This is a genomic window from uncultured Methanobrevibacter sp. (assembly GCF_902801725.1).
GTDB lineage: Archaea > Methanobacteriota > Methanobacteria > Methanobacteriales > Methanobacteriaceae > Methanocatella.
In genome coordinates this window covers 20,717-38,992 of record NZ_CADCJB010000009.1, presented here as the reverse complement: position 1 = coordinate 38,992, position 18,276 = coordinate 20,717, and the positions used below count along the sequence as shown (strand labels likewise).

The following is an 18,276-nucleotide window of genomic DNA, read 5'->3' as shown; positions in this document are numbered from 1 at the left end:
TTAACCTTCAATTTTTTTAAAACCAATCTTTTCAAGGGCTTCACATGCTTCTTCATAAACTGCTTCTTCAATTGTCTTTTTGTGAATTGCATGTGAGGGGGAAGTTCCTGCAGTAAGTATTCTTCCCTTGCTGTCTATAAAAATAAGCAGTGATCCGGAACCCGGAATTCCTAAACGTCCTCTGGCTATTATCAAATCTGCATCGCTTTGGTCAAGTGCCATATATGCCTTTGACAGTGCTGGAATTCTGCTGGTATCTGCGGTATTTGTGTTGATTTGAAGTATTTCAGCTTGAGGCAGTTCGTATTCATTTAAAACCCTATTCAATACTTCAACTTTAATTCCATTTTTATTGGGTATGCATATCTTTTCAGCATTTTTTATGTAATCCTGAATTTCTGCAATTTCCTCTAGAGTATCTCCAAATCTGCAGTCGTTTTCGGATTCTTCAAATGCATTTCTTATCATCTTTTCAAATGCCATATTATCATATATTAAAAAAAGTGATTAAATAGTTTGAGGTATCAAATCCAATTTTTCAATGACATTGACGACTTCTGTATAATTTCCGTATTCGGGAGAACCTACTCCTTTAACCTCATGAGGATAATTGTCAGCTATTACTGTAGCCAAGTTGTTTGCACCCGCTTTCAATGAAAATTCCACATTTTCAGGGCCTACAGTTGGTGTGGGCATTGTGATTGTGATTTCGGGATACATTATTCTTGTAATGGCAACCATTTTCAGCTGTTCTTTTAATGGAAATGCAGGATGATTTTCCATTGGAGTGCCTTCATATGGATTAAATCCCATAATTGGAATTTCTTCCAGGGTTCTGAAGTTGGATAAGTAACGCAGGTGTTTTATCCTGTCTTCCTTGGTTTCACCAAGGCCTAAAAGCAGTCCTGATGAGAGACCGATTCCCGCATCGCTCACTCTTTTGCAAGTTAGTATTCTTTGATCCAGTGAGTCTCCAGGTTTTCTTTGATAGAACACGTCTTCATTTATAGTTTCCAAGTTGCAGCAAATTGTATCTGCGCCCAGTTCGCCTAACTCCTGCACGGATTTTTCGGTTAAATCTCCACCAACATTTACAAGAATTTCCAAATCGGAATGTCCCTTTACAATTCTGCAGGCATTTACTGCCTGTTTTCCTTTGTATCCATACCCTCCAGAACAGCTCACGCGGGGAATGTGAGCCTCTTGAATGGATTTTACTGCATTCAATATTTCTTCATTTGATTTATAAAATGCATTATAATATCCTTTTTCAGATGTTTCTTCTGCAAATCCGCAATATTCACATCTAGGTTGGATTTGGCATTTGTTTGTAAGGTGGACTGTTGATGTTAATTTGATTACTTTTGATTGATTATCTCTTATATCGCAAGCTGTCTTGAACAATTTTTCCAAATCTTCATCATTATCGATATTCAACAATTCTAAAAATTCCTCATCGCTTAATTCTTGTCCTTGTTTTGCTCTATTTAAAATTTCATCAATCAAGTTAACACCAGGCTTTAATTTTTTTTATCTTTAATATAAAATTAACTTATTTTTTAATGGCTAACGGGTAACAATTAAAAAATAAGTTAAAAATTGTTGATAAAAATCAACAATTTAACTTATCGTGTTTATTTGTCTTTACCTAAGTAATCTAATACTGTAGGTACGATTTCTGCTAAGGAACCGAAGTTCATGGAGTCAGCAGTACCTAATAATGCAGCTGGATTTAAAGCATCGTCCATTTTGTCGATACCTTCATCTTGCATTAATGCGGTTACTTGGGTTAAAGCTTCGTTTGCCATCATTTGTGCAAATCCTGCTGGAGCACCTAAAATTTGGGTAACAGTGTCTCTGTAAGCTAAAATACCTGCATAGGTAATAGCAGTTACTGCGGAACACATGTCACATACAGGACCAACCATGTTTGCAGGTAATGTGAAAGCAGATCCTCTAGCTTTTTGACCTAAGTCCATTAAAGTGTCAATGGAAGCTTGGTCTGCGAAACCTTCAGCAATGTATACTTGTCCTTTCATTTCTGGTACAGCACCTGGGTGGTAGGAAGCTACGTTTACGTTGGTTCCTAAGTCTTCGAAGATTTTGTTTAATCCAGTAGTTGGGATAGTACATGCGTGGGTTACAATTGCGCCTTCTTTAATGTCATCAGCGAAGTTTTTGATGATGTCAGGTTGCATACCTCCTTCTGGTAACCAGGTCATTACCCAGTCAGCGTCAGCTACAGCTTCAGAATCATCGTTAATACATTTCATACCTAAGTCTTCTGGGTGAGTAAAGTGAATAGCACCTTTAGCTGGTTTTGGTACGGTTTCTGCTAATTCATTTACTTTTGCTCTGATAGCAGGCATTACATCTTCTGGGTTTCCTGCTTTGTGTGCTGCAATTACTTCTGCGTAATCAAAATCATCTACTACAACGAAATCTCCATCAAATACTGGATCTGATACGACTACTTCGTCTACACCTGCTAATTCTAATAATTCTGCACCCATTTCAATGGTTGAGTGGGTCATAGAAATGTTTTCTTTTCCAGTTGCTTCTGCAACTTCACAAGCTCTTGAGAAGTTGGTAATTCCACTTGCAGCGTGTGTCCTGTAACATCCGGCACCTAAAATTGCTACTTTCATTTTTTTATCTCCTTTTTTATCGTTACTGAATCTTTCTTTTAATTTAGAAAGAACCATTTTTTTGTCTCCTTATTTTAAAATGAACTTTTATAAAAGTTCATACTATTCGAATGTTACTGCATGGACTTAATGAGAAGACCCATTAAGTATTAAAAATTATGGTAGTTTTATTCCATGCAGTAATAAATTATATTTAAAAAATAGTACTATTTAAAATTTGTTATTACCCTTTTTTTAGTATTATTTATTGTAGCATTTTTTTATTTTTTGTAATACTGTTATTACTAATTTTTTGTTATGATTAGATTTAGTAATACTTTTTATTTTGTTATATTACTATTTTAAATCTATTTTAGGTAAACCTAAATCGAAACATATTTATTCAAGATTTCACTGAAAAATATATTAGTTAAACTTAATTTTGGAGAATTTTTCATGTATGATTTAATAAAAAAAGCTGTTCATGATGATGAGGCGGCAATTGAAATTTCAAAAATGGACAAGGATGTGGGGTCTGTTGTTGATGCAATTTCAGAACTCTCAATGGATGAAGCAATGAAACTTGGGATGCAATTTAAAAGATTTCCCTTAGGTTGTGATTTGACTGAGGTTGTTGCTGGAACATGCGCATCTGATTTAGAATTAATGGATTTGTTGGGCAATTGCCGATTGTCGGATATGATTGGTGCTCCAATCCATATTTGCGCTTATGCATTTTCAGATATAGGCGAAAAATTTGGAATGAGTGGGCTTGAAGTAATGAGAAAAGTCCATGAAGTTGTTGATGTTCCTCTGGATTTGGATCATTTCGGGGAAAACGGTGCTATGAGACTTCCAAAAAATATCAGCGGGTGTGGTGGTGAATGCTATAATAAGGGTCCTGCATTTACTGAGTGTCCTCGAGGAAGAATCCATGAGCGTCTGATTGATAAAGAATTGGAGCAAAAGGATGATAAGGAGGAATGGGTTAAATTATCATCATCTGTTGCGGTCAATGTTACTTGCGAACAAACCGGTGACGGACATGCGGCACCTTTAAGAGAAGCCGAAGACATTGCACAGCTGGCCAAAAAATATGGCAGGGGTTTGGAATCAATCATGTTTGTCGGCGACGGTTACGATGAAGTGATTACTGGATTTGAAAAGTCCATTGAAATCGGTGCTGATGTTATAGTTGTTGAAGGAGGTCCTTTCAACAGATGTGAAAACACAACTGAAAGCTTTGCAAAAACAATTGCTGCTGCAAGGATATTGTCTCCCGGAAAAGTGGTGGCAACAAATGGTGCCTATGAGCATGAAGTCCGTGTGGGATTGCGTTCCGGTTTGAATATGGTTATTACAGGTTTTCCAAAAAATCATCATGGTTATATGTGCGGATTTGAGCCTGGAACTGCAAGAAGAGGTAAATTCGGACTCCCTCGAATCATTCAAATCATCAATGAAGAATTTCCTAATAGAGGACTTCCAGTTCAAAAACACGATTTGCTTTCATTAGCTACTGCCGTTAAGATAGCTGGACCGGATTATGTATATCCAAGAAAAATAGGTGCGTACCATGTTGGAGATGCACATTGGGCAACTTTAATCAACTCCAGAATGTATCAAAATATAGAATTGAAGCACACTTTGGAGGATATTGTTAATTTGGCTGAAGGGAATACTATCGCGCTACATGGCGGAAGATTCATATCATGGGTAATCGCTAATGAGCTTGATAGATATGTGGATGAGATTATCATTTCTGATGTTGACGAATGGGTATTGAAAAATACCGTTGATAATCTGCAGGATGCATTGAATGCAACAGTCATTCCGCAGAAAGATGATAAAATTGCAGCTGAAAATGCAGACTTTTCTATTGCATCATCAACAATGATTCCTGTTAAGGAAAACGTACTTAAAAAAGTGCCTGATGCCTTGACTATTGTATAAGGCATTTTGTCATTTTCCTTTTTAGTAATAATTATTTTTTATTTTTTATTAATTTAAATAGTATTATTTTTAAAAAAAGTATTACTTAATTGACTTTTTATTCATTGGATTTATTTGGTGTTCATTTGTTCTTGTTTTTAATAAACTGAAATTTTATTCGTTTTTTTACCTAAATAAATAATGTATTTATTTTATTTTATTTTCAAGGACATAAGGGGCATCTGATATTTTGGTCTTGTTTATTATTTTTATATAAAATATATATTTACTTGCTTTATTTTTAAATTATTTGATTTTGATAGTTTATTTTCTAAATTATCCATTTTTAATTCTTTTATTTTTTATTTATAGAATTTTTTTACTATCTTGGTTTCTTAAATTTTCAATTATTTGAATTTTATTTAATTATTCAATATCTGATTTAAATTATTAACGGTCATACATGTCTTCTTGATTTTATTCATACGGATAATATTGACTTTGATTATTCATAAATTTTCTAAAATACAATATTTTTTAAATTTATCAAATTATGAATTGTTTTTAAGTAAATTATAAAGTATTACTTTAGTAAGCTTTATATATGTTATTACTAGTGATTATTTATTAGATTATCATGATTATTGATAATTAATATGATAAAAACCTCGATTTTGAAATATCATATACTCTGGTAAATAGCTGTAGGAGGCTATTTACTACTCTATCTTTAAATTGTCTTTCTAAGATTATTGTGAAAATAATAATGTTAGAAAGATAGTTAAAAGCATTTTTTAATTATCTTGAGTCATTTTGTATCAAACCTATCAAAGTAATCCATTAGTTTGGATAATTTTGAACTACTTGTTTTTTTGGTGATGATTTAAGGGAATATTTGATCTGATGTGATGATATTCTCTTTTTTTATCACGATCTTGTCAACTTGTTGAGACGATGTATTTTTGGATAAATACTTATCTGCTGCGGTATAAATTATTTATATGTAAGTATCTTGTAATATCTCATGGAATTTGTAATACTTTATTATAATTTTTTATGTCTTTGAGTAGTAATAATTTTAGATAAAGTATTACTATCAGATTTTAATGTTAAAATTTTCATGTCATTCAATCCGTTTTTTTAAATATTTTTACCTCCTATACTATCATAATTATCGTATTTTTTTTAATTAAATTGGTTTAGATGTTTTTATTGTTAATTTAAACGTTAATTATCGAAATTCATATTTTTTTAAAAAGTAATAATTAATTTATAAAACTGAAAATGAGATTATTAAATTTAATTTACGATAATTAAATTCATTCAATTAAAAATTAAACTTTTATGAATGCTTATTTTTTATATTAAACTTTAAATATTAAAGTTAATACTTTAAAAACATTTATATTGTTATTACTCCCAAGAAAAATTAGATTATATAATTAGATGCCTAATTTTATAATTGTTATTAACTGGTTGGGAGTATAATGGAAATTTGCATGCAAAAAATTGGATTGATTAGAGATGATATAAATCCTAAAAATACGAATTTAAATTTGGATATTGATTGGTTTGTCGAATACACCAACACCGATCAAGAAAAGATAAATTTCAACATAGTTCTAAAGTCATGTGGAAATTTTAATTTAAATTTTAAAGTTGAGGGGATTATAAAATTAGATTTATTTGAGGAATTCATTCACGATGAAGTTTCTCAGATGGTCTTTTATCATGCATGTAATGTTCTGATGGATATGATTTCTATAACACGGGAATCCGTTCATATTTTATCAAAGAAAGAATATTCAAATTTAGACAGTGAACACTTCTAATACTCTCTATAACTAATTGTGGTGATGTATATATGTTGGAGATTAAGCATACATTATGTCCGTCTTGTAGTGTAGGCTGCGGACTTAATGTTATTATAAACAATGGAGAAATTGTGGGAACATTTCCCTATAAAAGACATCCTGTAAATGCTGGAAAAAATTGTTTAAATGGAAGAAACTCAATTGACTGTTATCAAAACAAATTTGAGAAGGCATTTGTGTCAAAATCAGAAGTAGATGTTGAAAAAGCAATTGAAGAAGTATCAAAAGAATTAAACTCTGCCGATAGTTCTGATGTAACTTTAATCTGTTCAGGCAGCAATGATATTGAAGAAATTAAAGCTATAAAGGAATTCGGTGAATCTAAAAATTACAATATTGCTTTTTATGCAGACAACCTGAAGGATTTTGCTGATGTTGCTTCATATGATGAAGTTGCAGGTGCGGACAAAGTCTTTGTAATTGGAGATTTACTATATGAAAATCCGTTAATTGGAAGAAGGATAGTCCATGCAAAGCAAAACGGTGCAAAAATTTATGCATTGGGGAAAACCGAAAACTCAGTCACTTTCAATATTGCTGATGAAACATCAAATTCTTCAGTTCAGGAATTTTTAGACAATAACAAGGGCAATATTGACGACTCTTCAGTAATAGTATTTAATTATGTTGATTCACAGGATGATTTGGATAAAATTGAAGCATTGAACTGCAAATGTCTGCCTGTATTCAGCAAATCAAATTCTAAAGGTACTTTAGGAATCATGGAGGCCAAATCATCAGATGAAATGATTGAATTATTGGAAAACACCAAGGTCTTATTGGTTTTCAATGATGATATTGCTGCTGAATTGGACTTTGATTTCGCAAGGATATCAAAAATTATCAGTTTCGCTCCATGTTCAAACAAAACAACTGAAATTTCAGACATTGTCGTTCCAATTAAAACATGGCTTGAAAAGGACGGGTCATTTGTAAATGCAATGGGTGAAACCCAAATGTTTGCCGCTGCAGTCGAATCAGATGTTTTAAGTGAAATTGAGATAATTGAAAAATTAAATGGATAGTGATTATATGAGTTACGTTTTAGCAAAATCCCAAAATGATGATATTCACAATGCTGGCGAATGTGGGGGAGCTGTAACAAGTATTCTAAAGTATTTGCTAGATGAGGAAATAGTTGACGGAGTTTTGGCATTAAGTCCTCAAAATGATGTATACGATGCAACCCCAACATTCATCACAGAATCTGATGATTTATTAAAGACAGCCGGATCTTACCATTGCGCTCCAACAATGATTGGGGACATTGTTCAAAAATACTTATTTGATAAAAAAGTAGCAGTCACAGTCAAACCATGTGACATGAGGGCTGTAGAGGAACTGATAACAAGACATAAAATTAATAAGGACAATATTTATCTGATTGGATTAAACTGTGGAGGAACTGTATCTCCTGTTAGCGGCAGGAAAATGATTGACCTTTTCTACGAGGCTGACCCTGATGATGTTGTCAGCGAGGAAATCGACAAAGGTAAATTCATAATTGAACTTGCAGACGGTTCAGAAGAAGCTGTGAAAATCCACGACCTCGAAGAGGAAGGATATGGTCGCCGTAACAACTGCCAAAGATGTGATGTGAAAATCCCAAGAAAAGCAAACATCGCCTGTGGAAACTGGGGAGCAGAAGACGGCTGGACATTCATTGAAATCAACGATGAAAAAGGTCAGGAATTAATAGATGGCGCTAAAAAAGCAGGACTTATCGAAACAAAAAATCCTGCTCAAGGAGCAATTGATGGAAGAGAAAAAGTCGAAGGCATAATGATTAAAATGGCTAAAAAGGTTCAGGATGCAAGCTATCCGTTAGTTAGCGAAATGGATGAATGGAGTCGTTGTATTAGCTGTTATGCATGCCGTGACGTTTGTCCAATCTGTTGGTGCTTTGAAAACTGTGAACTAAATAAGCCATACTTCAAAGATGAAACAACAGTTCCGCCAACCCCTATTGCGTTCCAGGGAGTAAGATTATCTCACATGAGTTTCAGCTGTGTGGATTGCGGACAATGCGATGACGTATGTCCAATGGACATTCCTGTTTCATTAATCTTTGACAAATTGCAGAAAAAATACTACAATAGAACTGGCTATGTAGCTGGAGTTTCAGATGATATTAAACCTCCATTATACAGTCCAGAAAAAACCGAATTATGAGGTGATTAGATGGCAGACGATTTAAAAATAGTAGGTTTATTATGTAACTGGTGTTGTTACGGTGGAGCAGATACAGCAGGAACAGCACGTATGCAATATTCACCAAACATCAGAATTATTCGTGTAATGTGCTCTGGAAGAATCAACCCTTCAATGATTTTCAAAGCATTCCAGGAAGGAGCAGACGGAGTATTTGTAGGAGGATGCCATATTGGAGACTGCCACTATGACGCAGGAAACTACAAATGGTCCAGAAGATCAAAAATCGTTGAAGACATTCTAGAAGAATTCGGAATCGAAAAAGAAAGATTCCGCCATGAATGGATATCAGCATCAGAAGGTGAAAAATTCCAAAGGACAATGGAAGAATTCCATGATACTCTGACCAAATTGGGTCCATTAGAATTATAATCATCGAAAATAGTTAATATCTAGCCATATGTAGAATAGTTATTTATTCAATAACTATTCTTCCCTTCTAATTATCTTTCTAAGATTAGTAATGCGTTACTAATGTTAGAAAAATAGTTGAATAGAGAATATTTGATTATTTTTCGAATTAATTATTTCTATGTTGATAAATCCATCATTAGCCAATAACTATTAATTGAGAGCATAACAATTTTTAGTTATTATTTTCTCCATCGATATAGAATTAATTAACAATAAACGAAATTTATATGTGAGATAATATAGGTTTCTTTCACTGTCTACAATAGCTATTGAAGTTAATTTCTCCATATCTTTAATAGCTATTTTTAATTTAAATGAATTTTTAACTTTTTTTCACCAATTAATGTAAATATATTTTTTACCATTAATCCCAAAGTCTATATTATGAATTTGATAGTTATTAATGCAAGTCCTAGAAAAAAGGGAAACACTGCAGAGCTTTGCAAAAATGTGGCTGAAGGTGCTGAAGATAACGGTGCAAATGTGAAATACATTGATTTGTACACTTATGATTTTAAGGGATGCATGAGCTGTTTTGCATGCCATCTGAAGAAAAACTCAGAAAATTGAAAGATTGCTTTTTGCAGCCGATACCTATGTTTTAGACGATGACGGCAATAGGGTTTCAAAAATCAAAAAGAAAATAAAAACAGCAATGATATACACAATGAATGTCCCTAAAGAAATGGATTATTTCAACGGTGAAGACCAGCTGGCCATCATGAGGGGATATCTCACAGCAATCTTTGGTGAATGTGAATCATTGTATGCTTATGACACAAAGCAGTTTAAAAAGTACGATTTATATCTAAACAACATGTTCGATGCCGAACACAAGGAACAGATCAAGGAAGTGCAGTTTCCTAAAGACTGTGCTAAAGCTTATGATTTGGGCCAAAGATTATCTGAAGAATAATTTTCGAATGTACTCACGTGTTTACATCATAAAAATTGTATTTTAATAAATATTTTAAAAAAAGAATATATTTAAAAACGTTTAAGCGACTAATTAAAGCCGCTTAGGTTTTTAAATTATTGGTCAGTTTGAGTTTCCGACTTTGGTTTGTATTGTTTAAGGAATAGTACTGTGGTGACTGCCGTTGCAATGACCGAAATTACATTAGATATCATTGAAGGCAATCTTAAACCTTCCGGAGCTTGCAGAATGTATGCAAATGCAATTAAAGTACAAACTATTGCTGGAGCTAATGCAAGGATGTAATGCTGTTTGTTTTTCATCAGATAGGCTGCTGCTGCATACAGAACTATTGTAGCTACTATCAATTGGGACCATGCAAAGTATCTCCAAACCAAACTGAAATCAATAAATGTCAATCCGAATGATACTAAAAACAATGGTATACCTATTTTCAGCCTTGTCATTATTTTCTCATTGTTGATATTCAATGAATCTGAAATTGTTATTCTTGAACTTCTAAGTGCAGTGTCCCCTGATGTTATTGGACAGATTACAACTCCTATGATGGTTAAAACCAAACCGACAGGTCCTACCAATACTGTTGCCATTTCCTTTACTGCCACTGCAGGCTGTGCGCCGTAGATTGCTGCAAGTTGAGGCTGGCCGTGGAAAAATGCCATTGCAATTGCTGCCCAGAAAAGAGCAACCAAACCTTCCACAACCATTGCACCATAAAATACCGGCCTGGAGTCCTTTTCATTTTCAATACATCGTGCAACTATTGGAGATTGGGATGCGTGAAAACCTGAAATTGCTCCGCAGGCAACGGTAACAAACAGAAATGGAAAAATGTTTTTGTCAGTTAAATACAATCCCTGTGTTGTAAACTCCGGAATGGAGTATGATGGATTAAGGATTAGTCCACCTAGCATTATCACTGCCATAAGCAATAGCAATACTCCAAAAATAGGGTATATTCTTCCAATAAGTTTATCTACCGGAAATACGGTTGCAATCAAGAAGTAAATGAATATTACTATTATACAAATAAGTAGTGGTATGCCAGTTAGGGCGCTGATTAAATCTGCAGCTCCCTTTGCAAATGTGGTTGCAACAAGAATTCCAGTAATAATTATGAGAACGGCAACAAGTTTTCTGATTCTGGTTCCCAAATACTTTGAAACGATATCAGGCATGGTCAATCCATCATTTCGCACGGACATGAATCCTGTGAAGTAGTCATGAACCCCTCCAATTAAGATTGTACCTAATGTAATCCATATAAATGCCGCTGGACCAAATAATGCACCTTGTATGGCTCCAAAAATTGGGCCCAGACCGGCAATGTTTAAAAAATGCACTAAAAAATTCTTTACTAGAGGCATCGGTACGTAGTCAACCCCATCCTGCAGTCTGTATGCTGGAGTTTCGCGTGTTTCATCAACGCCGACTGACCTTTCAACCAGTTTTGCATAAGTAAAGTACGATGCGATTAATGCTATAACACAAATAATGAAACTATACATAATTATATTTAAGTAATAAATTTATAAAAAATTTTTCATGATGTTATTAAGATAGTCATTTAATTTTCATGCCGAATTCCATGAAGTAAGAATGACGAAAAAGTTTCCAGTAATTTCCTGCAAGATATGCTTAATAAAATCAATGGTTATTTTTATAGTTTTAATTTAATGACATGCAATTCACATTAACGACAAGGTTTTCAAATTTCAATCCCAATTTTGACTGGGCATATACAAGAAGTTTTAAAAATTAGTTTTTCAATGTTTTTTATATCTCTGCAAAGTGTTTCATCAAAATTTGCATATGTCATAAACCTTTATTCAGAGTTTTTTTTGTAATTCGGATTGCACCGGTGCTGTGTATTCGAACTGTGGGGTTGTCGTCATTTTCTGCAATCAGTTCCAACCTCTTCAGATAAGGCTTTACGCAATCGGGGTTTCTTTTTCCAACTACCCTGAACATTTCGGGAGCTTCTATCCTGACTTTCTCTCCGGGATCTGAAATCATTTCATAGAAAATCTCCAGTCTTTCACAAAACAGCTCGGGAGCATTCGAAGCTATATTTTCACAGGCCCAGACAAATGCATGACGGACATTTTCTGATTCGTCATATCTCATTTCCATTAATCTGTCCATATGGGGAATTACAAGATTTTTGTCTGCCCGTCCTATTCTTCCCATTGCATTGGCTGACCTTTCACGAAGTTTGGCATCATCATCTTTCATAAATCCTGCAATATCATCAACATGACAGGCTATTTCTGCAGGATGTTTTAATCCCATCTCTCCAAGAAGCCATAATGCCTTCGCCTTCACGGCAACCGAATAATCACTGTTCAATTTGGTTGCAACATCATCAAGACTTGCTTTCCAGCATTGCCTGTTTTTTGTTATCTCTCTCAGCTCTTTTAGTGTATCGTCTGACATTTTCAATGCCTTCAGCATATGTGGGGATATTACATCTCAGATTCCTTACTCAGATTCATGATTCCTTTTTGGCTGACTATCCTGTCAATTCCGGAGTTCTTTATCATTCTGAAGCATATCGGACAAGGCTCTGCGTCATCTATCTCTACCCATGAGCCGTCATCATACTTTTCTCCGGCAAGAAAAATGGTTGAGCCAAGCATTTCGTTCCTGCTTGCACTTATCATTGCATTCTGTTCTGCATGAACGGAAAAGCAATCGTTGTAGTTGCCTGAATTGGACGGAAGGTTCATTCTTTGACAGTTTCCTCTGTCACAACAGTTTTCCTCTCCTCTTGGATTTCCATTGTATCCTGTACTTACTATCTCGTCGTTATTAACTATTACTGCTCCATAGCGTCTTTTCAAGCATGTGCTTCTTTTTGATACTGCAAGGGCAATTGCAAGATAATACTCGTTTTTGCTCATTCGGTTTGCATTGTCACTTGCGGATTTTTCATCTGCCATTTCTATTGTCTCCTTAATAATTATACGTTAAATTGAATTAAACTAATCGTTATTTGCCTGCAATGTCTTTAATTACTTCGCCTGCAATTATCAGTCCTGCAACAGAAGGAACAAAGGAAACGCTTCCCTTCACCTTGAATTTTTTATCCTTATTTATTTCACAGTCATTGGTGTTTATAGGATGTTCCTTTGAATAGACTACCTTAAGCTTTTCTATATTTCTCTTTCTGAGGTCTTTTTTCATTATTCTGGCAAGCGGACATACGGATGTCTCATAGATGTCATCCACTTCAAACATTGTCGCATCCAGTTTGTTCCCGGTCCCCATTGAGGAGATTACCGGAATATTCAGCTCATCACATTTGCATATGACTGCAATCTTTGCCATTATCGTATCCACGCAGTCAACGGCATAGGACAAGTCCTCGGTAATGATGTCGCTTTGCGAATCCGCCATATAAAATTCCCTGTAAACTTCAACATTGGCATCGGGATTGATTTCCAGAATCCTTTCTTTCATTAAGTCGACCTTTTGCCTGCCGACAGTCTTTGATGTTGCAATCAGTTGTCTGTTGATGTTGCTTTCATCTACCTTGTCGAAGTCTATCAAAACGAAATTGCCGATTCCTCCTCTGACAAGTCCTTCACAGACATAAGAGCCTACGCCCCCAAGACCAAAAACAGCGACTTTTGATTCGCTCAGTTTCTTCAGTCCGTCATTTCCAATCAGCATTTCTGTTCTTGAAAACTTATCCTCCATTTCCATTCACCAAAAATTTAATTTAATCTAATTGATTATATAATAATTGAAGCCGAAACAATAAAAACTTATGCAAAAAATCTTTTAAGTGATGATTTATGATGATAGATACGCATTGCCATGTTTATGCAAGCGAAATGGAAAATGCCGAGGAGATTATAGTGCAGGCTGCAGAAAATGACATAGTCATGATAGTGAACGGAACCGACCCTCAAAGCAATCTGGAGGTTTTGGAGCTAGCTGCCAGACATGAAAACGTATACGCTGCTTTAGGATATTTCTACTCCTTTGCCGATGAAATAACTGATGAGCATATTTCGCTTCTGGACAGTCAGCTTGACAATGACAAGGTGGTTGCAGTAGGCGAGATTGGCATAGACTATTATCATACAAAGGACAACAGGGACATGCAAATCGGGCTGTTTGATAGGATGCTTGATTTGGCTGAAAAGCATGACCTTCCGGTGATAGTGCATTCCAGAAAGGCAATGCAGGATACTTATGACATACTTAAAAGGCATGATGTTGTCGGATCTCTTCATGCCTATGGGGGTTCGGCTGAAATGGCCAGAGATTTTATCAAATTGGGATTTTATATAGGAATCGGCGGACCGGTTACTCACAAAAACAATAAGAAAACAAGAAAAGTGCTTAAAAACATTGGCATTGACCATGTTCTTGTAGAGACTGATTCTCCATATATGGCTCCCGAAGAAAAGAGGGGAGAGCAGAATACTTCCCTGAATCTGAAGTATGTAATTGGAAAAATTGCAGATGAACTTGGCATGAGCGAAAGTGAAGTAATTGAGATAACTTCACGCAATGCAGGGAATCTGTTTGGGATATGATTCATAGTCTAATGTAATTTACACTGATTTTTTGATGATTTCAAAGCCTGCCTTAGCGGTTTTATGGCCTGTGGTTATTGGGTATACGAACTATTTTGTTGGATTAAAACGAACAGTTCGTATTAATTTGTTTTAATTTTTTTTACAATCTTCAATATTTCTTTAAAATTTCTATACAATAGTATAATCATTTAATTTTAGTTATATTTATTAATTAAAGATTTTAAATATAAGTGTATAAATTTGGAGATTTAACATGAAAGAACAAAAACCAATACAAATTTTCACCAACTCCGAAGACAATGTTGGTGTAAATGTAATCAAAAGTCCAGTAAAACTCACTATTTTGGAAATGCTAAGGGATAGTGATATGGAATTTGAAGAAATCGTCAGTAATGTCGGTAAGTCAAAATCCACTGTTTCTGTTCATCTTAAAGGTTTGAGAGAAAGCGGAATTATTTCCTATAGACATCACCCTATAGACAACAGAAAGAAAATTTTCTATATAAACTCCAAATATATTGGTTCTGTGAATGCTGTTGAGCCTAATGAGATTAAGGAAACTCAGGCAGATTATCTGATAGAAAATCTTATAGAAAATGATGCCGAATTTTCCACATTGCTGTTCCACACTCTGAAATCAATGCTTATTCAGGAAGGAATTAATATAGATCCTATTTTGCAGCAGACAGGCAACAGCATAGGCAACTCTCTTTTTGAAAAATTGTATGATGAGGATTTGGATATTTTCCTTGAAAATATCGCTGATTTTTGGAAAACCAAAGGCTTGGGCAGGGTTTCATTTGAAGTAGGTCAGATTATTAAAATAACATCCTATGACTGTTTCGAATGTGAACTGCTTCCGAGAACCGGAAAACCAGCCTGCTTTTTGGATACTGGAATTTTTGAAGCATTATTTACACAATACTTCAAATTGCCAGTCAGTGTAATTGAAATCCAATGTTATACGATGGGTGATGGTAGATGTGTTTTCGAGGTTGAACCTCTGCCGATTAGTAACTACTAGTCATTTTCGAATTTTATTATTGTTGTGGTAAGGTAAGGCTTTTCGTGGGAAAATCCTTCAATTATCTTTTCGTTTTCGCGTGTGCAGTTTTGCACTGAGTAAATTTCTTTAGGCCTGTCATTTTCCTCGATGGTGCTTTCCAATTTTGATGTGTTTCTTGAAGCCTTCATAAGCACAATGGAATTGCTGTATTCCAATACCTCTTCAAGCCTTTCATCGATTTTTGGAACAATTGTTAAAATGTCGTTCTGCTCGACCAGTGCCTCGTTACGTGTTGCAGCACAGGCGGTAAATGATGTAATTCCCGGAATTGTTTCTATTTCATATTGACCTTTAAGTTTCTTTTGCACATATGAATATGTGCTGAATATTGAGCTGTCTCCCAGAGTGATGAATGCAACGTCTCTGCCGCTGTTTAGATATTGGGCAATCATTTCAGATGCGCTTGTCCAGACCTTTTCAAGCTCTTCCTTATTTTCAATCATTGGAAATATTGGTTCTACAATCATTAGTCTTTTGTAATCTTTTCTTTTCTTGATAATTGGCCTGACAATTGACAGTGCAATGCTTTCCTTTTCCTTGGATGATTTTGGTGAGAAGATTACCGGTACGGTCTCCAAAACCTTTGCAGCTTTCAGAGTAAGCAATTCAGTATCTCCCGGTCCAACACCAATTCCAATCAATTTTCCTTTTTTTGTCATATAATCACTTTATTTAATAGCTATTCGATTTGATAATTATTTTTCAAATGCTCTTCCTATAATTTATTTATAGTATACCAACTAATATAATGTTAATGTCTAATCCTATGTTTTGTCCAAATTGCGGAATGCTTAAAAGTAATTGTACCTGTGGAACTACCGGCAAAAAGAAATCCGGAGGTTCAACAACCTTATTCAGTTTTACAAAGAAAAGAACATCATCAATTTTGGATGATGAGATTCCGGAAGTTTATTCTGTTGATAACCATAAGCTTGATGAAGGAACATCAGCATATTTAAAAGAACTGTACCCTCACATTGATGATGAAATAATTGAAAACTTCCCTTTTGAAGAGCCTAGATTAGGTCAGCTGGATATAATTCAGGATATCAACGATGCAATCAAAAAGGGATTTAAGTATATTGTTCTGGAAGCAGGTACAGGTACGGGAAAGTCTGCAATCGCAACAACCCTTGCAAAAATGTATGAGTCAGCCTATATATTGACAATGACAAAGCAGCTCCAGTCACAGTATTCAGATGAGTTTGAATTTCCTCTCGTAAAGGGAAGAGGAAATTTCGCCTGCCTCAACGATAATCTTGAGGTTACATGCGACATGGGCACATGCAAGACAATACCTACCTCAAGCAAATTCTTTTGCCAATACGGGGTTGCCAAAAATCCTACATTGGATGCGGAACTGGCTTTTGAAGATTCATTTGGAGGTGCAGTCTTTTACCAGTCTGGAAGCCATTGCCATTACTGGAATCAGAAAGCTAATGCAATCAACTCTCCGATTACTCTGATGAACTATGACTATGCCATTGTCGAGTTGAATTACGTAAAGCATTTCGGAAAAAGATCCCTTTTGATTTTGGATGAGGCCCACAACATTGAAAACAAGCTGATGTCAACTATGGAGGTCACACTGTACAACAGGACTCTTGAAAAGGACATTAACAAAATCATTTCCAAAGAGACATTGAAGGACGGCGAACTTGAAGACTGGAAAATGGAAATTGAAGCAATTTATGAAAGCTATGATGATATTGAGCTTAAGGACGTAACCAAAAACAAGGCGGATAGGATTCGTTCAACCATAGCCAGGCTAAAGACTCTCAGAGAAAACCTTGAAAGGGAACCTAAGAATTGGGTCATCGATACTGATGAGTTCGGAGTCACATTCAAGCCGTTGAGGGTTCACCACTATGCAAAGGACAACCTTCTGAAATACGGGGATGTTGTCATTTTCATGAGCGCTACAATTCTCTCCCACAAGATGTTTTCAAAATGGTTGGGTCTGAATCCTGCTGAAGTGTATCATATCAAGGTCGACAGTCCGTTTACAAAGGAAAAAAGGCCAATAATTCTTAATCTGGCAGGAAAAATGTCAGCCAACAGAATCAAAAGGACAGCTCCAAAAACCATTCCTATTCTGCAGGAGATTTTGAAAAAGCATGAAGGGGACAAGGGTTTAATTCACACTCACAGCTATAAATGCCAGCAGTACATTACCCGAAATTTAAACAATTCACGTTTGATTTCCCATTCGTCACAGAACAGGGAGCAAATCCTTAATTTCTTTGAAAAGGATGAAAATCCGTTGGTTTTGGTTTCACCTTCCATGAGCGAGGGCGTAGACCTGCCTTATGACAAGTGCCGGTTCCAGATAATCTATAAGGTGCCTTTCCCATATCTGGGAGACAAGCAGGTCAACATGAGAATGAAAAGGGATAAAAAATGGTATGCATATAAAACAGTAATGACCCTTATGCAGGCATATGGACGTGGAATGCGTGCAGAAGACGATTCATGCTACACATATATCATAGACAGCGACATAAACATGCTGTTCAAAAGTCCTATGTACAGGTCATTGATACCTGACTTTTTCAAAGAAGCAGTTGTTAGAGTTAAAAATTAACGGACCTGGAGGGATTTGAACCCCCGATCTCAGGATCCGAAGTCCTGCGTCATTCCTGACTAGACCACAGGCCCTAAT

18 protein-coding genes and 1 tRNA gene are annotated in these 18,276 nt (G+C 35.3%); 10 read left to right on the top strand and 9 right to left on the bottom strand.

Annotated features, from left to right (window positions below):
• The 3 genes from QZV68_RS02940 to hmd all read right to left on the bottom strand — a co-directional run bounded on the left by QZV68_RS02940 (position 1) and on the right by hmd (position 2,648).
• Entirely contained in the window at positions 1-483 is a 483-nt protein-coding gene (locus QZV68_RS02940; protein ID WP_296878426.1) for a DUF3236 domain-containing protein, read from the bottom strand.
• Positions 484-507: 24 nt separating this feature from the next.
• Complete coding sequence (gene hmdB / locus QZV68_RS02935; RefSeq protein ID WP_296878424.1) at positions 508-1,506, bottom strand: 5,10-methenyltetrahydromethanopterin hydrogenase cofactor biosynthesis protein HmdB; 999 nt, start codon at positions 1,504-1,506, stop codon at positions 508-510.
• 128 nt (positions 1,507-1,634) lie between these two features.
• On the bottom strand, positions 1,635-2,648 hold the full coding sequence (gene hmd / locus QZV68_RS02930) for a 5,10-methenyltetrahydromethanopterin hydrogenase (protein WP_296878465.1): 1,014 nt from the start codon (positions 2,646-2,648) through the stop codon (positions 1,635-1,637).
• A 435-nt stretch (positions 2,649-3,083) separates the two neighbouring features.
• On the opposite strand from hmd, the gene hmdC reads away from it, so the two are divergent.
• The 7 genes from hmdC (at position 3,084) to QZV68_RS02895 (ending at position 9,974) form a co-directional block, all read left to right on the top strand.
• On the top strand, positions 3,084-4,580 hold the full coding sequence (gene hmdC, locus QZV68_RS02925; RefSeq protein ID WP_296878422.1) for a 5,10-methenyltetrahydromethanopterin hydrogenase cofactor biosynthesis protein HmdC: 1,497 nt from the start codon (positions 3,084-3,086) through the stop codon (positions 4,578-4,580).
• 1,478 nt (positions 4,581-6,058) lie between these two features.
• Entirely contained in the window at positions 6,059-6,391 is a 333-nt protein-coding gene (locus QZV68_RS02920) for a hypothetical protein (RefSeq protein ID WP_296878421.1), read from the top strand.
• A 32-nt stretch (positions 6,392-6,423) separates the two neighbouring features.
• Entirely contained in the window at positions 6,424-7,458 is a 1,035-nt protein-coding gene (locus QZV68_RS02915; protein WP_296878419.1) for a molybdopterin-dependent oxidoreductase, read from the top strand.
• Complete coding sequence (locus tag QZV68_RS02910; protein ID WP_296878417.1) at positions 7,451-8,605, top strand: Coenzyme F420 hydrogenase/dehydrogenase, beta subunit C-terminal domain; 1,155 nt, start codon at positions 7,451-7,453, stop codon at positions 8,603-8,605. Before QZV68_RS02915 ends, QZV68_RS02910 begins: the two co-directional genes overlap by 8 nt.
• Before the next feature lie 9 nt (positions 8,606-8,614).
• Positions 8,615-9,016, top strand: coding sequence for a hydrogenase iron-sulfur subunit (locus tag QZV68_RS02905; RefSeq protein WP_296878415.1), 402 nt, complete (start codon positions 8,615-8,617; stop codon positions 9,014-9,016).
• A 426-nt stretch (positions 9,017-9,442) separates the two neighbouring features.
• The gene (locus QZV68_RS02900; protein ID WP_296878413.1) at positions 9,443-9,628 is read left to right on the top strand and encodes a flavodoxin family protein; all 186 of its coding nucleotides are present in this window, start codon (positions 9,443-9,445) and stop codon (positions 9,626-9,628) included.
• 4 nt (positions 9,629-9,632) lie between these two features.
• Positions 9,633-9,974 carry a hypothetical protein gene (locus QZV68_RS02895; RefSeq protein ID WP_296878411.1) on the top strand — a complete coding sequence of 114 codons (342 nt, stop codon included), beginning with the start codon at positions 9,633-9,635 and terminating at the stop codon, positions 9,972-9,974.
• A gap of 116 nt (positions 9,975-10,090) precedes the next feature.
• On the opposite strand, the gene QZV68_RS02890 is transcribed toward QZV68_RS02895, so the two are convergent.
• The 4 genes from QZV68_RS02890 to QZV68_RS02875 all read right to left on the bottom strand — a co-directional run bounded on the left by QZV68_RS02890 (position 10,091) and on the right by QZV68_RS02875 (position 13,697).
• Entirely contained in the window at positions 10,091-11,503 is a 1,413-nt protein-coding gene (locus QZV68_RS02890; protein WP_296878409.1) for a carbon starvation protein A, read from the bottom strand.
• A 307-nt stretch (positions 11,504-11,810) separates the two neighbouring features.
• Positions 11,811-12,431 (bottom strand): HEAT repeat domain-containing protein, encoded by a 621-nt coding sequence (locus tag QZV68_RS02885; protein WP_296878407.1) that lies wholly within the window; start codon positions 12,429-12,431, stop codon positions 11,811-11,813.
• 29 nt (positions 12,432-12,460) lie between these two features.
• Positions 12,461-12,937 (bottom strand): dCMP deaminase family protein, encoded by a 477-nt coding sequence (locus QZV68_RS02880; protein ID WP_296878405.1) that lies wholly within the window; start codon positions 12,935-12,937, stop codon positions 12,461-12,463.
• A gap of 49 nt (positions 12,938-12,986) precedes the next feature.
• Positions 12,987-13,697 carry a tRNA threonylcarbamoyladenosine dehydratase gene (locus QZV68_RS02875; protein ID WP_296878404.1) on the bottom strand — a complete coding sequence of 237 codons (711 nt, stop codon included), beginning with the start codon at positions 13,695-13,697 and terminating at the stop codon, positions 12,987-12,989.
• Between the two features lie 98 nt (positions 13,698-13,795).
• On the opposite strand from QZV68_RS02875, the gene QZV68_RS02870 reads away from it, so the two are divergent.
• Together QZV68_RS02870 and QZV68_RS02865 are read left to right on the top strand one after the other, a co-directional pair.
• A complete protein-coding gene (locus tag QZV68_RS02870) occupies positions 13,796-14,545 on the top strand; it encodes a TatD family hydrolase (protein ID WP_296878403.1) in 750 nt (249 codons plus the stop codon).
• Positions 14,546-14,801: 256 nt separating this feature from the next.
• Positions 14,802-15,572 (top strand): V4R domain-containing protein, encoded by a 771-nt coding sequence (locus QZV68_RS02865; RefSeq protein ID WP_296878401.1) that lies wholly within the window; start codon positions 14,802-14,804, stop codon positions 15,570-15,572.
• On the opposite strand, the gene cobI is transcribed toward QZV68_RS02865, so the two are convergent.
• On the bottom strand, positions 15,569-16,273 hold the full coding sequence (cobI, locus tag QZV68_RS02860; protein WP_296878399.1) for a precorrin-2 C(20)-methyltransferase: 705 nt from the start codon (positions 16,271-16,273) through the stop codon (positions 15,569-15,571). The two genes, QZV68_RS02865 and cobI, sit on opposite strands and share 4 nt — an antisense overlap.
• A 95-nt stretch (positions 16,274-16,368) precedes the next feature.
• Between cobI and QZV68_RS02855 the strand changes: the two genes are divergently transcribed.
• The gene (locus QZV68_RS02855; RefSeq protein WP_296878463.1) at positions 16,369-18,198 is read left to right on the top strand and encodes a helicase C-terminal domain-containing protein; all 1,830 of its coding nucleotides are present in this window, start codon (positions 16,369-16,371) and stop codon (positions 18,196-18,198) included.
• Here QZV68_RS02855 and QZV68_RS02850 read toward each other — a convergent pair.
• Positions 18,199-18,272, bottom strand: a tRNA-Arg gene (locus QZV68_RS02850). It abuts the gene before it with no gap.
• Between the last annotated feature and the right edge of the window lie 4 nt (positions 18,273-18,276).